Here is a 15,094-nt window from a genome sequence, read left to right as displayed (position 1 = left end):
AATAAATATTTGATATTTTGCCCCAACCTTGTTGATAGATAGCACTTTCCTCTGGATTTTTGATACTAACATTTGTTTAAGCATTCTCGCCAAAAACAAAATAGACAATCAGAAGCGTCAAAATGAAACCCACGACAATTAGTAGTACTCTTTTTCCATTTTTTTGAGCGGATTTATCTTCATGGAGTTCTAATACTGTGGCTAAACGTTTAAGTTCTTCCGTTGTAAAGAAACACTCTATTCGTAATAAATTAATTTTTTCAGGTTCAATATTTGTTCGTTCAGAGAGTTGCTCATTGGAGAAAGTTGAATTCTTGACTGCTTCTTTTATGTTTAGAAATTGTTTTTGTTTTGGAGCGACAAAAAAAGCGTGATACATATACGTGACTAGTGGAACGATTACAATAATTAAACTAGTTAACTCGAAAAAAACCGCGATGATTCCTAAAATTGCCATGATTAGTATAAAGCTAAACCCAATTATTTTATTCTTATTCATTTTTAACTCCTTTTTTTGCTAATTTGATTAATTTATTTGAAGTCTACTCAACCTATTTAATATAATTAATTCTACGACTAGTCTTGGAAAAATTTTCATTGATGTTCTTTCTGTTCAAGTCATTACAGGTCGCAGTAACTGCGGCCATCTCTGCCAATGCATAGCTGGTATTGCAGCTGCTGCTTGCGCTAAACCTGCTAGCTGTCCGATAAATACTCCTGTATTATAGGCTGGATTCTGCTTAATCCAGTCTTGTTCTAGCCATCTTGATAATCTCGAATTGATTGGTAGTATTATCCCATTATTGGATAATGACTGTTTAATAACGCCGGCACCAAAGGCGACCCCGGACTTCGCTTTCTCTACTACTTGTTTTCCTACTTTTTTCGCTGTCTGACAGAACTTCGTCAAAGTATTCTTCAAAGATTGGCCCCAGTTTCTCAGTAAGTTCTTGCCTTCTTTTGTCTTCGGTTTGCCTTTACTGCCTGTGGCTTTTTGGTAGTCTAAGGTTAAACGTTGTTGGCGTTGGGCTGTTTGAATTGCAATAAGTTGAGCATAGCTAATAAAAAGTTAACTATACTCAACTACACATTTAAGAATCTCATAGTTGAATATCTTTTTTATTTAAAATATATTGTTTTTATTTTTTACCATTTTAAAAATCCTCATAAGGAGAATGAATATTTTCTTCGATGTATATTCCTCTCTTGCAAAAGGATTCAACTACACTAGAAAGTTTTTTACTTGAAATAATATACATATAATAGTCATAACCAAAATGTACATTTAAATTTTTACTACTTAATTTCGCCCACAAAAGCTCTCTTAACTGCAATTTCATAAATACTGGTATCTCTTCTAAAGATAACTTGTCACCATCATGAATATTCTGATAGAAAGCCTGACAATCAGAATCCATTTCCGCCATATTTTCCTCAGCTATTTTTTCTAACGCTTTAACAGTTAAAAATTCCTGTTTCGTTTCTTTCATAGACAAAACCACAACTTCAATGTACAAATTTTCAATCGTGTTGTATTCTTCAACGGTCAATTTTCTACCTAAAAACACTTTTCCAATATCATAAAACGATGTCCAATCCTGTAACGTGTAATGCCCTGATTCATCTCTATATTTTGGATTGTATTTTGAAATTCTATAGTAAAACATTTAATCACCTATCCTATTTAAATTTCCATCATATGTTCCTGACCTAGTCCTCTTACTTTGTAATCCCTTAATAGTATCTGCACCTTTCCAAATACCTCCGTTATGAGAATCAACATCTGGAGTTATATACTTAGGTTTTCCTTTAGTATTTTTATAGACTGGTTGACCATGGGAACGTTCATTTGTCTTCTTGTATCCAAGTCGTTCAGCCGAATCCTTACTATTACCACTCGAACTACTATAATTCCTAGAATTAAAATTATTCTTCAGTACCTTACTGGCATGCGCTCCAATTGCTGCAGTAGCCGCAGTAACTGCGTCCATCTCCGCCACTGCCATAGCTGGTATTGCAGCAGCTGCTGTCCCTCCGCTGGCAACTCCTACAAAAGCATCGAGAACACCACTACCAGCAGTCCCTGCTGCAAAGGTTAATCCCGCTCCAACATATTCTGTTGCTGCTTGCGCTAAACCTGCTAGCTGTCCGATAAATACGCCTGTATTATAGGCTGGATTCTGCTTAATCCAATCTTGTTCTAGCCATCTTGACAATCTCGAATTGATTGGCAATATTGTGCCGTTATTGGACAACGACTGTTTAATAACGCTAGCACCAAAGGCTACGCCTGTCTTCGCTTTCTCTACTACTTGTTTTCCTACTTTTTTCGTCGTCTGACAGAACTTCGTCAAGGTATTCTTCAAAGATTGGCTCCAGTTTCTTAGTAAGTTCTGCCCTTCTTTTGTATTCGGTTTGCCTTTACTGCCTGTTGCTTTTTGGTAGTCTGCGGTAGGTATCCTTAGCTAAGCAAGGGGAACCTAGCGGTTCTTTTCCTTAATTTATAAACGGTATCAGTTTGTTACTTTACTGATACCGTTTTAATGAACATTTTAGCTATTAGTAGCACAAGATTATATTATTTTTCATCTACCGCATCTTTTAAGCCCAACTTCTATTGATTATTCTTTAGTACCTCTTCTAGTAAAAATAATTTATCAATGTTACATTGAATTAGTTTACTTTTTGTAACTTGCATTCTGTCATTTATTAACAAAATTATTTTATTCTCTCTAGCTAATATTGCACGAATTATCCAATTTGATTTTCTAGAAATATTAATTGTAACTTCAGCATCCTTTTCTTTGACAATAATCTCATCTTCATCGTACGCTACAATATAATCTTCAGCAAAACTATAATGTTTAGTTTCATCATACTCTTGTGATACTTTTCTTATTATATTATTCCTGGATAGATACAACTTATTATTTTTTTCAAATAAACAGGCTTCGTTATTATAAGATAAATTATTCTGCCAATGGTATTGCTTTCGAGAAAGCTCTTCACCGTTTTTAAAGCTAAACTGATATTCATTTCTTCTGTCTTTTAAAGCAAACCAATTTTTATCTGAAACGAACCAATTCAGAAAAACTTCTTCTCTATTTATTTGGATAACATTTGAATAGTTATTGAGATTAACTAGAAAAAGTTTTTCATTTTCTGCATCAAATACAATAATCTTATCATCTTTTGTTGAACTATATATATTGTAAATTAATAGACCTTCCAAAATATCTACAGTTTTCAAAAAATTTAATTCTAAATCATAGATAGCTAATCCACAATAATTATTATTTATAATAATATAATTTTCACTTTGTGCTAATACATATGCATCATTGTTTTCAATCATTGTTTTATTCATACTTTATTTTCTACTCCCATCTAAGTTAAGGGTATACTCCAAAATAGCTATTTTTCTATTTGGGTAATCTTTTCTTTGGATCTGCTGAATTCGGTTTTATTTTCCCAGTTAAGGGGTCAGCTTCCCCTAAATGTTTACCGAATTTATCATAAACTTCTAAATGCGCTCCTTTTCCCTTATGGAAAGTATCTCTATGGTACTGCTTCCCATCTTTCTCATATACATTTGCTCCTTTCATGCTTTTTGAAGTTTTCTTAAAAGATTTATCATTTAAAATAGTTTCTTTATCCTTAGGTACTCGTTCCTCAGTCTCCCAAGATCGTTGATTTGAACTACTATAATTTCTAGAATTAAAATTATTCTGCAGCACCTTACTGGCATGCGCTCCAATTGCTGCAGTAGCCGCAGTAACTGCGGCCATCTCTGCCACTGCCATAGCTGGTATTGCAGCAGCTGCTGTCCCTCCGCTGGCAACTCCTACAAAAGCATCGAGAACACCACTACCAGCAGTCCCTGCTACAAAGGTTAATCCCGCTCTAACATATTCTGTTGCTGCTTGCGCTAGACCTGCTAGCTGTCCGATAAATACTCCTGTATTATAGGCTGGATTCTGCTTAATCCAATCTTGTTCTAGCCATCTTGATAATCTCGAATTGATTGGTAGTATTATCCCATTATTGGATAATGACTGTTTAATAACGCCGGCACCAAAGGCGACCCCGGACTTCGCTTTCTCTACTACTTGTTTTCCTACTTTTTTCGCCGTCTGACAGAACTTCGTCAAAGTATTCTTCAAAGATTGGCCCCAGTTTCTCAGTAAGTTCTGGCCTTCTTTTGTCTTCGGTTTGCCTTTACTACCTGTTGCTTTTTGGTAGTCTGCGGTTAAACGTTGTTGGCGTTGGGCTGTTTGTATCGCTTGGATTTGTGCATAGCTTAGAGTACTTTGACTACTTGGTGCACCGCTTGCGACGGGATAGCCGCTATAGTAGCTGTAGCCACTATAATTGGCGGAAGCTGGTTGCCAATAGTTAGTTCCTCCTCCAGAGAAATAATTACTTACGGTATTATAGGCAGTTCTCGCAAAGTTGGTGACACCAGAATAAACCGAACTTGCGACTTGTTTGACACCGTTCCACACGCTACTCGCTACTTGCTTCACACCATTCCAAACAGTGCTGACAACTTTTTTTGCGGTATTATACACATTACTAACAACTTGTTTTGCTTTATTAACTACTTTACTGGCCGTTTTTTTGATGCCTGACCACACGTTTTGGAACCAATTTTTCTTATGTCCCGTTGGGTCGGTATAGTTGATTGGGTTGTTTTCGACATACGTGTAGCCGTTTTGGCTTAATGGATTATCTTCTTCTCCTTCGTAACTGTCTTGGGTCAGGAAGGTGCCACTGTGGCTGTCATAGTAACGAGCTCTAAGGTAATGATAACCTGTAATGTCCTGTGCTTCTCCAGTATACCTATAAGGATTGCCAGTGTCATCTTTTTCTGTTGGTCTGCCGAAAACGCTGTAGTGAGTCGTGTTGGTTATTTTTTCTCCTTGGACTAAACCTGTGACACTGCCACGGGCATCGGTCAAGTATTGATAATCTTCGTTCGTTTGATGATTGGTATAACTGAGTCGTTCATGGCCGTACGTGTACGTCTCTCGTGTTTTCTTTTCATCATCATACGTTTGCAGAACTTGGGTATTTTCTTGATTGACATCATTGACATAGTTGCGCACTTCGTAGTAATTGTACGTATCTTCCCTAGTTGTATAAGGGATTAACACGTCATTCACTTCGGAAGAATAAGTGACTTTCCCTTCACCAGACCGCTTGCCTAAGCTTGGTGGATTGACCACAATCCCTTCTTCGTTCGCTCGATCTTTCGCGATTTTTTGATGGTAGGCACGTGAAATAGTATCAAAAGCCTCCAACCAAAGATCGCCAACGGTTTCTGGTAAACTTGAAAGTGCTTGGAGAACGTTGCCTGTAAATCCGTACCAGAAAAGAGAATTCTCTTCGCCGTTGGGACTAGTCGCTGGGGATTTACGGCGATCGGCTGGCACGTGTTTCGCTGCGACTTTACTTTTTTTCTCTTGACGTTTAAAGAGTTGATAAGCGGTCGTTTTTTCTGTGCGACTCGCTGTGAAAACCCGATTATTTTCGCCGTCATAAAGTGCTGCTAATAGTAAGCCTTGATTATCTTTGACTGCTAGTAAGCGATTTTCTGTGTCATAAATATAGTCTAGTGTTTCATCGGTGCCACTTTGTTTCAGACGATTACCGTTCTCATCGTATTCATAAGTGATGGTCTCCTGATCGTTTTTCATACGCAACAGGCGATTGTTGTCGTCATAAGTGAACTCAGTTTTTACTTCTTGCCCAGCAATGGTTTCCGTACTGGTTAATTTATTGCCTGCTTGATCGTAAGTGTAGGTATACGTTGCAAGTTCCTGTTTTTTCTTCTTATCAAAAACGGTCATCTGAACGACTTGTCCTAAGCTATCGTATTCATAAGTTTGTACAACGGTTTTGCCAGCTTGTGTAATGACTTCTTCTGAAATAAAGGTATCGGCATTATATTCATAACGATAGGATGCCAGTTCTTTGCCTTTTTTGTTACGATGCACAATTTCTTCAACACGATTGTCCAAACGATAAGTTAGCGTTGAAGTCGTGCCATCTTTGCGCTTGATTTTGGTCATGTTTCCAGCATCGTCATATTCGTAAGTCGTCGTTTGGTTCTCTTTGTCAGTGACTTTGGTTAAACGGTCCAATTCATCATAGCTGTACTTGACTTCAGACTTGTCGGCGTAAGTCATTTTTTTGATGTTGCCATAATCATCATACGTGTACTTAATCAAGCTGCCGTCGCCTTGGCGGGCACCAGTTATTTCGTCTTCGTCGTTGTATTCGTATTGGGTTTGTCCCGTTAAGTCATTCATGGAAATTCGACGTCCTTCTGAATCATAAGTGTACATCACGGTACCATCTGCTTTTTCTGAATAATTGACTTGCAGCAGTTGATCCAGCTTGTTGTAATCATAGGAAATCGTTTTGCCATTGGCTTGTTTGACACTTTCTAAACGATCGTCCGCATCATAGGTGTATTTTGTGGTGTCATCTAAGCTATTGACTTTTTCCACGACATTCGATAGTTCATCGTATTTATATTTGGTGACTTTACCATTGCCATTGGTCATCTCGGTAATATTGCCGACAGAATCATACGCGTAGCTGGTTGTCGCCGCTTTTGCGCCAGTTCCGGTAGTGGCTTCAAGTAGTTGATCTGCTTTGTCATAGCTGTAGCTGGTCACTCGTTGTCCGCCAGAAGTGACTTTAGTTAAATTGTTATTGCCGTCGTATGAAAATTCATTGAAAGCCCCTTCACTTGAAATAATTTTCGTTAAGCGGTCATCTTGGTCATATTGATAAGCCGTGACTTGTCCAGCGGTATTGGTTTCGCTTGTTAAGCGATCGCCTGCATCATAGGTCTTAGAACTTTTTTGACCTAATGCGTTAATGGTTTCGGTTAGATTACCGTTTGGATCATAGTTATATGTTTCTTTCCGTTGACCGTTAATGGTTCGTGTCGTCAACTGACCGACTGGATCATACTCGTAAGAAGTCTTGCGTCCGGTTGGTGTAGCAACGGTTTTTAATTGATCTAAAACATCATAACTGTAGTTGGTTTTGATGCCACTTGGACTGACGGTTTGCGCTAAATTCCCTGCTTCGTCATAGGTAAACGTAGTCGTTAAGTCTGCTGGATTGGTCGTTTTCAGCAAGCGCCCCGCTTTGTCATAATCATAAGTTGTAACCCGTTTTGATTGATCTTCTTGTTTGATTAAATTCCCAGCAACATCATAGGTATAGCTTTGCGATAAACCTTTCGGTGCCAATTGTTGGCTTAAACGTCCTAATTTATCATAAGTGTAACTGTATTTAGCTCCGTTTGGTAAAGTCCGTTTGATGGCTTGACCGTAAAGATTATTTTCATAAGTTGTTTTGTGGCCGTTTTCATCTGTTTCTGATAAAAGTCCGCCTGCTTGATCATAGGTATATTTACTGATACCACCAGTCGGTTTCGTGATACTAGCAACACGGTTCATTGAATCATAGGTATAGCTAGTACGATTTTCTTCACCACTTGTTTCAGTTAAAAGGTTGCCTAAATGATCATAAGAATACTTTTGGACAGCACCTGTGGGACTAACTTTTTCAGTTAGACGATTCAGAGGGTCGTATTTCAAGGCTGTTGTATTCTTTTTTGCATCGGTATAAAGGATCAAGTTTTGATTGGCATCGTAACCGTAACTGGTTTTTTCGCCCTTTTCATCTGTGATACTCGAGACATTCCCTAAAATATCATAGGTGTAAACCAGCTTCCCGCCAGCTGGATTTGTTTCTGTAACAATTTGGTTGATTGCATCATACGTATAAGCCATGCTACGTCCTTTTGCATCGATTGTTTCGGTTAAATTGCCATTTTCGTCATAGGTATAGGTTGACTTCTTCCCTTCGACATTCGTGGACGTCAGCAGATTGCCCATGACGTCATATGTGAATGTTTCGCTGGTTTTGTCTGCATAAACAATTTTTGTAACGTTGTTTTGTTCGTCATATTCATAGGTTGTGACTTCCCCTAAGCTGTTTGTTTCTGTCAGCCTTTCACCCGACGCATTATACGTATAGGCTTCATCTAATCCCTGGTTGTCTTTTAAATGGACCACACGATTACTTGCATCATATTCGTATTCAGTGATTAAACCGTTAGAGTGTGTTTCTTTGACTAACCGATCTAATTCATCATAGGTATTCGTTAATGTGGAACCATCAGGATTTTCAACTTTTTCTGTTTGAGCAGTCGGTGTATATGAAAGCTTGTAGACATTGCCATTTTCATCGGTAATAGCGGTCGGATAGCCTAGTTCATTATATGAATAGACCTTTTTATTACCTAAAGCATCAGTTGCGCTGGTTATCTGCTCAATTTGACTGTAGGAATACTTTGTTTGGTTGCCTAAGCCGTCTGTAACTGTTTCTGGTAAATTATGACCATTATAAGTGGTGCTGGTGGTATAGCCCGCTGCATCAGTTACACTAGCTTGGTTGCCATTGCCATCATAGGCAATTTTGGTTTGATTGCCTAGCGGATCCGTAATTGTCGTTAAGGCGCCACCTTTTGTATAGCTATAAATAGTTTCTTTGCCACGAGCGTCAATGAACGAAAGAACATTGCCCATTTTGTCATAGGTGTACGTACTTGTTTTTTGATTTGGATACGTGACTTTTGTTACATTTCCTAACGAATCATAGGTATAGTTTGTTGTTCTGTTATTAGTTGTTTCACTTAATTTGTTACCATTTTCATCGTAGGTATACGTGGTGACAATTCCAGCTTCATCTGTCCGTTTAATAATCCAGCCTAAATCATTGTATTCATTTGATACTTGGGTGCCATCAGGTTTCTCTGCTTTGACCAAATTACCCGTGTCATCATAAGTATTACTGGTCACTTGTTTCAGTGGATCGGTCATTGTGGCGATTTGATTCGTAATGTCATCATACGTGTAAGTCGTTGTTTTTCCCGCTTCATTCGTATCACTTAGCAAACGACCTAATGCATCTCTTTGGTAGGTTAATGTTTGGCCAGCCGCATTGGTTTCACTTAGTAAGCGTTGATGTTGATCATAGGTATAGGTTGTCGTCTGTCCTTCTGGATCGGTCATCTTAATTTGATTACCCACACCGTCATAAGCATACGTATAGCTACCACCAGTGGCATTCGTCATACTCAACTTGTTGCCAACTGCATCATAAGTGAATGTTGACGTAAAGCCGTTACCGTCTGTTTGGGCTATTACTTGACCAGCGCCATCGTAGGTATAGCTGGTCGTTTGTCCGTCTGGGGTCGTTTCGCTGGTTTTGCGTCCTTCAACATCATAGGTCATCGTTGTGATGCCGCCTAATGGGTTTGTCATGCTAACAGGAAGTCCGTGAGCATTATAGGTGATACTAGTCACACCCTCTAGAGGATTGATAATTTTGTCCAAAAAGGCACCCGAATAACTATAAGTCGTTTGGTTACCCTCAAAATCAGTGGTACTCGTTATACGCCCTTGTTTATCAACAGCAAAGGTCATTTTGGCTTGCTGATTGATTTGGCTAGAGAGTAAATTCCCTGCTTTGTCATACGTATATAATGTCTTGGTTCCATCAAAATCGACTTCACTAGTGATGTGATTTTTCTCATCATAAGTAGCTTTTTTTACAGCGCCGTCAAAACGCGTTTCCGTCAGCTGATTCCCCTTTTTATCATAGGTGTAGCTAGAAGTTTGTCCTAGTTCGTTCATCTCACTGATTAGACGATTCTCGGCATCATAAGCTTTGACAACACTTGTGTCATCAGGATAGCTGATTTGAGTCGTGCGGTATTGTTTGTCATAGTGATACGTTGTGACCGCACCATTTCCGTCTGTTGTAATTGTTTGTCCGTCGCTGTACGCCAACGTTGACACAGCGCCTGTTCCGTCAACTTGTTTGACAACACGAGCTTCTTTATCATAGGTATTTTCAATAATTTTATTGCCATTGCCGTCATACCAAGCAGTCATTAGACCTTCTTTGTTGTATTCATAACGTGTTTTGACCCCTATCGCGTCAGTAAAACCAATCAAATGTCCTTCGTTATCATATTCATAGGCTAATTTAGCGCCGTTGGGTACCGTAATATTGCTGATATAGCCCTCTTCGTTCATGGTAATGTTGTACATGGTGCCAGTTGGATCAGTAATAGCAGTTAATTGAGCATTTTTATTGTAATCAAATTTCGTTACGTTGCCTTTTTCATCTTTTTGGCTAGTTAGCAGACCAAAATAATTAAAGGTTTTCACTTGGTTATCATTGTCTGTGATTTGATACTCTTTCACCTTATATTTTTCTTTGCCATTGCCAAAATCGGCTTCTTTCGTTTCTTTTTCTTTGACTGTCATCGTTAAATCATAACCTGCTGGCGCAAGGTATTCGTTACCTTCTTTTTTAAATTTCAGAATACTGCCATCTGTTCGTGTATAATAAAGGTTTTCTTTTTCATCACTAGTGACTTGTTCATTGAAAGCAAAAGACCAACCACGTCCAAAAAGACTATTGATGTCCGCTCCTTTGGAATTGTACGTTCGCGTAATTTCAAAATTGCTAGTTAAGCTAGGAATCGTAACATCCGTCCGATCTAGATAAAAATTGCCTGTATTCAAATTAATCGGTTCAAAACCGAACTCGCAATGCTGACCACGTCCCATTAATAAGCTATCAATATCTTGTTTGGTTCCATCTGAAAGCTTCGGTGGATTATATGGCTTGTTCGCATTTTTCTTGGGATTGTGAATAAACAGTGTATTATTTTGTAAAAGCAACATGTCTTGTACTCGATTGTCATAAACAATTTGAGCTAATGGTACGCCATAATAAGCAGCGATTTTAGGTAACGTATCATATTGCGTCACTTTGTAAATGACAAATTTTTCACTACTCTTTTTCCCGCTAGAACGGCCATCTTTTTTACTTTCTGCATCAATCGTGTAAACCGTATTGTGGGTTGGCGCGGTAAACGGAATCCCTGTTTGCCAATTAGAAAGTTTATCTCGGTATTTCGTGGTTCCTTTTGGAAAATAAGAGTCAAATAGACTTGAATTAGGATACTTATAAGAATAACTAGCAAACGATTGTCCAGCAAAGTCTTTGCCTTTATCACTCAAGCTATAATCCAAAATCGCACCTGGTGTTGTTAATCCGTCTGCAAAAACACCTTGAAACTGCAATTTCCCTTTTTTATCCGCTGTCATCATGGATCGTAAAGCAACGGTCGGATCTTTAATTGGATAATGGATATCAACTGGATCAGGAATCGACCAATTAATCGTTAAACTTGGGCGTTTATCAGGTGTAAAATCAAATTGTCCTGGACCACCTGTTGAATAGGTCGTATAAAAAGCTCCACCATAATCATTTTCATTGGTTGCCTGAACGACTATCCCATAATTTTTGCTCGTTCCTTGTACCCAACTATTAACCGCATCACGAATATCAAATTGATGCAGCCCATATTTGGCACCACTAATTGCTTTTTCGCCTGTTGGCTCTTGTGATAAGCCGACTGAATTATCCCATGTCAATGTATCAATATTAAAGTCTTCTGTCAGTTTATAACTAGAAAACGTCGCATTGGTTTGCGGATACTGAATGTATTGATACAAATTATAGGTAGCACTATCAATCTTTGCCTCTTTAGGAATTTTCGAAAAGTCATAATTAATTTTTGAATAAATCCTTGTCCGTCCAACATCTTTTGCATTCCAGATTCCGGTCATTTCTTGCGTAATATAGCCAACATAGCCATAGCCGCGCCCTTGATAGGTTCCATGTACTGAACTAGTGACCGTATCAATTAAGTTTTCAGTAGGAACGGTTACTGTTGGATCAATTCGAACAGGATAAACACGTGCTTCATCTGCTAACCATTCTTGACTGGCGTCAACCGTTAATTCATAATGATCTTCTTATTTCTGAAGACTCATTGTAATGTCTTCACTTGTTTCACCAGCCTGATCCATCATTTGTGGCGCCGATAAAACAAACAGCACTTCTTTTTGACCTTTTTTCCGAATTAGGACTTGATTACTCTCTAAAAAAGCTGAATACTTTTCAGTAGAAAACTGATACACAAATTGATGTTTTTCCCGCCATTTTTCTAAAATAATTTCTTCTTTGACACCTTTATCCGTCACCGTGTACTGAACATCATCACCTTCGTCAACATTGTTATAAAGAAGCGCATTTTCTTTAACTGTCACATTTTTATAAACCTTATCCTTTGGCATTAACTCTAACGTATCCTCGCCTTTTGATACTTGAACCCCTTGATTTTGATCCATTTTATCTGGTAAAACGACTGCTACAGGACTGCTATTCGGTTTAAAAATAGTTTTATCCTCTTCGTTCACCGACACCAGACTTAAGTCGACAGGAACCTCAATTTCTTCTTCATTTTTATATGTTTTAACGTCACTGTTAATATAGGTGATAAAATGTGTGTCATCTACTTTATAAATCTGTTCCTGACCATTTTCTAAAATCGGCTCACCATATTTTGTTTTTAACGATTCTTCCTCTTTATTAAGCTTCTTCTCTTCGACCTCGGGCAAGTGCAGAGCATATTCTTTGTTTCCATCGTCAATTTTTTTCTTGCCATCTAATTCTGAAGGAGAAGTTTCTGTTTCTTTGAACGATGTGTCCTCTGTTTGGTTCTGGGTCTCTGGAACGACTGACTCTTGAACATTCTCTACCGTTTCTTTATAATAATTTTTTGCCTTATTTTGTTCAACAGTATCCTGAATCTCTTCCGCATAAGCGAAAGGCATACTCCCCATTAATAAATGCACCAACACAACATACTTAATAATTTTTTCTATCCTTTTTTTCAATTTTACCCCTACTCCCTTTTTTTTGATTGAAATAGCTCTTTATAAACAATTCCAATTGAAATAACTATATCTGTTAGAAACATGACTATCGGACTAATACTCGGTAAAAATATTCGTATCCCTATAGATATACTTAATAAAAAGAAAACCCCCAACAACAATTGTCTAAATAACCGATTTTTCCAACAAAATGATTCATTTAAAAAGTTTTCTAAGCAATAGTAAAGAAAAATAAACCGTGCACTTCCTTGTATATAAGTCGTTAATATCCAAATTAAACGCTTTGTCCCTTCATAGGAAATTTCTGTTGTACGGTAGAGCATTTCTCCCAATAGCCCTAGAAGAACTCCTGATAGAAGCATCACCAACAAATAATTTTTTAAAGCTCGTCGTACTTTTTTCTTTGAAGATACCTTACGATAAAATAGATAAAATAAATACAGGAAAAGACCTACGCCTAGGCTTACTAATGTTACACCAATCCCATAACTAATAATTCTATTAAATGAGTCTTCTAGTCTAGAAGTAACTAGTCCATTTAAAAATAAATAACTTCCCATTCCATAAAACATTACTCCTACAACATACAGAGTAAAATAAAATTTCTTTATTCCTTCCCCTAGACTACTCTTCACTTTTGTTCCGTTCCCATTCTCTTGCATGAACAACAAACCTTCTCTCCCCATCTTTTTCATCACAAGTCGACAATATCAAAAGTTTCCCGTGCGCTTGGGCAACAGATTTACGATAATGGCCTTGTGCTTGTTTTGAATATTCCTCAATCCTTTCCTGGTAATCATTCACAGCCTTTAAATCCCCTAAATGATACGTTTCAAACAAATGCTCATCTGTAAAACGATAGGCTGAAAAAACTTCATACTCAATCACTTCTTGCTGTGTTCGAATGGTAATTCCACGATTCGTCTCAAAAAAATTTGTATCTGCAAAATTCGATAGTGTTCCAAACATCGATCCATCTCTCGTAGAATGTCCATAAATAATCGTGACAGGGTCCTTAAAATCTTTCCTATTGACTCCCTCAGTAAAAACCGCACCATAAATGGTTTCATTATGATCAACATCATGCGTAAGATAATAACTATCCTCTGTTAAATGTTGTGCTACAGGATAATGAATACTTGTGCCCTCAACATCTAACTGAGCATACACATCTGAATTACTATGAAAAGCAGTTTGGCTTTTATTAACACTTAATTCTGACTTTATATTTTCTACATCTAGAAATTTCAGCCAACAGATTCCTAAAACAAAAATTAAAACAACAAGCGTTAGAAATTGTTTCAACAAATCCCTCCTAATTAGTTATAAACTTCATACATCTCCAATAAAACATTATCATCTAAAATTAAAAAAATAGAAATATAATCATTTAAAATATTATCACAATATTCAAAACAATGAAATAGTAATTAACCTTTAAAAAATCAGCTATAAAACCTTTTAAATAAATAAAAATATTAATTAATTAAAATTAACATCTCATAGTTGCTTTTATTTGATAAACAAAAACAATAAACATTAATTATTTATATAATTTTATTAAAATTATTTTTAAGTATGATAATATTTGGCTATTTAAATAAAGATAAAAAAACACCCTACTCAAGGAGTAGGGTGTGAAAGATTATTTAAGCTTATTTGCTTAAAGCGTCTTTTGCTTGGTCAGCTAATGCAGTAAATGCTGCTGCATCGTTTACAGCCAAGTCAGCTAACATTTTGCGGTTGATGTCGATTTCAGCTAATTTCAAGCCGTGCATCAATTTTGAGTAGCTTAAGCCATTCATACGAGCCGCTGCGTTGATACGCAAACCCTCATTTTTATCTACATTAAGAGGTATTCAACGGGGTATTCAATCAAAAATAAACAGGCATAGGATAAAGTTGATTTTTATTTAGAAAATAAACAAACAGAGATTAAATAACAAATATACTTAGTTTAATGAATGAAATGTCGTTTATTTTTAGGGATTAAATTTATTAATAAAACTGCTGAAGGATAATGCTTTTGCATATATTCCACAGCACCTAGCTCGTGTGAATCTTCAGAATCATACAATTCATCCTTTAATTGCCCCATATCAATATGCATACCTCCACTTAGAAAATCAATTGCATCTGGAAATTCTTTATCTTCATGATAAGAATCATAAAAATCGGAAAGCTGTTTACAAGTAACCACTTCATTTATCGTTAGCTCGATTAATGCTTTTTGGATATTCAAA

10 protein-coding genes and 1 pseudogene are annotated in these 15,094 nt (G+C 37.1%); all 11 read right to left on the bottom strand.

Annotated features, from left to right (window positions below; genetic code table 11):
* Positions 1-76 precede the first annotated feature (76 nt).
* The 11 genes and pseudogenes from IGJ20_RS03615 to IGJ20_RS03565 all read right to left on the bottom strand — a co-directional run bounded on the left by IGJ20_RS03615 (position 77) and on the right by IGJ20_RS03565 (position 15,093).
* Complete coding sequence (locus IGJ20_RS03615) at positions 77-499, bottom strand: hypothetical protein (RefSeq protein ID WP_202522378.1); 423 nt, start codon at positions 497-499, stop codon at positions 77-79.
* 114 nt (positions 500-613) lie between these two features.
* Positions 614-922: a hypothetical protein gene (locus tag IGJ20_RS03610; protein ID WP_202522377.1), complete on the bottom strand. Its 309-nt coding sequence runs from the start codon at positions 920-922 to the stop codon at positions 614-616.
* Between the two features lie 232 nt (positions 923-1,154).
* Entirely contained in the window at positions 1,155-1,667 is a 513-nt protein-coding gene (locus IGJ20_RS03605; protein ID WP_142963846.1) for a hypothetical protein, read from the bottom strand.
* Complete coding sequence (locus IGJ20_RS03600) at positions 1,668-2,354, bottom strand: toxin C-terminal domain-containing protein (protein ID WP_430605254.1); 687 nt, start codon at positions 2,352-2,354, stop codon at positions 1,668-1,670.
* Positions 2,355-2,614: 260 nt separating this feature from the next.
* Positions 2,615-3,367, bottom strand: a complete 753-nt coding sequence (locus IGJ20_RS03595; protein ID WP_202522376.1) for a hypothetical protein — start codon at positions 3,365-3,367, stop codon at positions 2,615-2,617.
* 55 nt (positions 3,368-3,422) lie between these two features.
* The gene (locus IGJ20_RS03590) at positions 3,423-11,738 is read right to left on the bottom strand and encodes a DUF6531 domain-containing protein (protein WP_430605253.1); all 8,316 of its coding nucleotides are present in this window, start codon (positions 11,736-11,738) and stop codon (positions 3,423-3,425) included.
* A gap of 189 nt (positions 11,739-11,927) precedes the next feature.
* Complete coding sequence (locus tag IGJ20_RS03585) at positions 11,928-12,851, bottom strand: hypothetical protein (protein ID WP_231414751.1); 924 nt, start codon at positions 12,849-12,851, stop codon at positions 11,928-11,930.
* 8 nt (positions 12,852-12,859) lie between these two features.
* Positions 12,860-13,546 carry a hypothetical protein gene (locus IGJ20_RS03580; protein WP_430605252.1) on the bottom strand — a complete coding sequence of 229 codons (687 nt, stop codon included), beginning with the start codon at positions 13,544-13,546 and terminating at the stop codon, positions 12,860-12,862.
* Entirely contained in the window at positions 13,476-14,156 is a 681-nt protein-coding gene (locus IGJ20_RS03575; protein WP_202522374.1) for a class B sortase, read from the bottom strand. Before IGJ20_RS03575 ends, IGJ20_RS03580 begins: the two co-directional genes overlap by 71 nt.
* 350 nt (positions 14,157-14,506) lie before the next feature.
* A pseudogene (gene rplT, locus IGJ20_RS03570) lies at positions 14,507-14,677 on the bottom strand (50S ribosomal protein L20); the annotation flags it as partial.
* Positions 14,678-14,808: 131 nt separating this feature from the next.
* Positions 14,809-15,093, bottom strand: a complete 285-nt coding sequence (locus IGJ20_RS03565) for a hypothetical protein (RefSeq protein ID WP_202522373.1) — start codon at positions 15,091-15,093, stop codon at positions 14,809-14,811.
* Position 15,094: the final 1 nt, after the last annotated feature.

The sequence above is a fragment of the Enterococcus sp. DIV0294 genome, from assembly GCF_050558155.1.
GTDB classification, from domain to species: Bacteria; Bacillota; Bacilli; order Lactobacillales; family Enterococcaceae; genus Enterococcus; species Enterococcus faecalis.
Note: the sequence above shows the minus strand (reverse complement) of the source record. Positions and strands in the feature narration are given on the sequence as shown.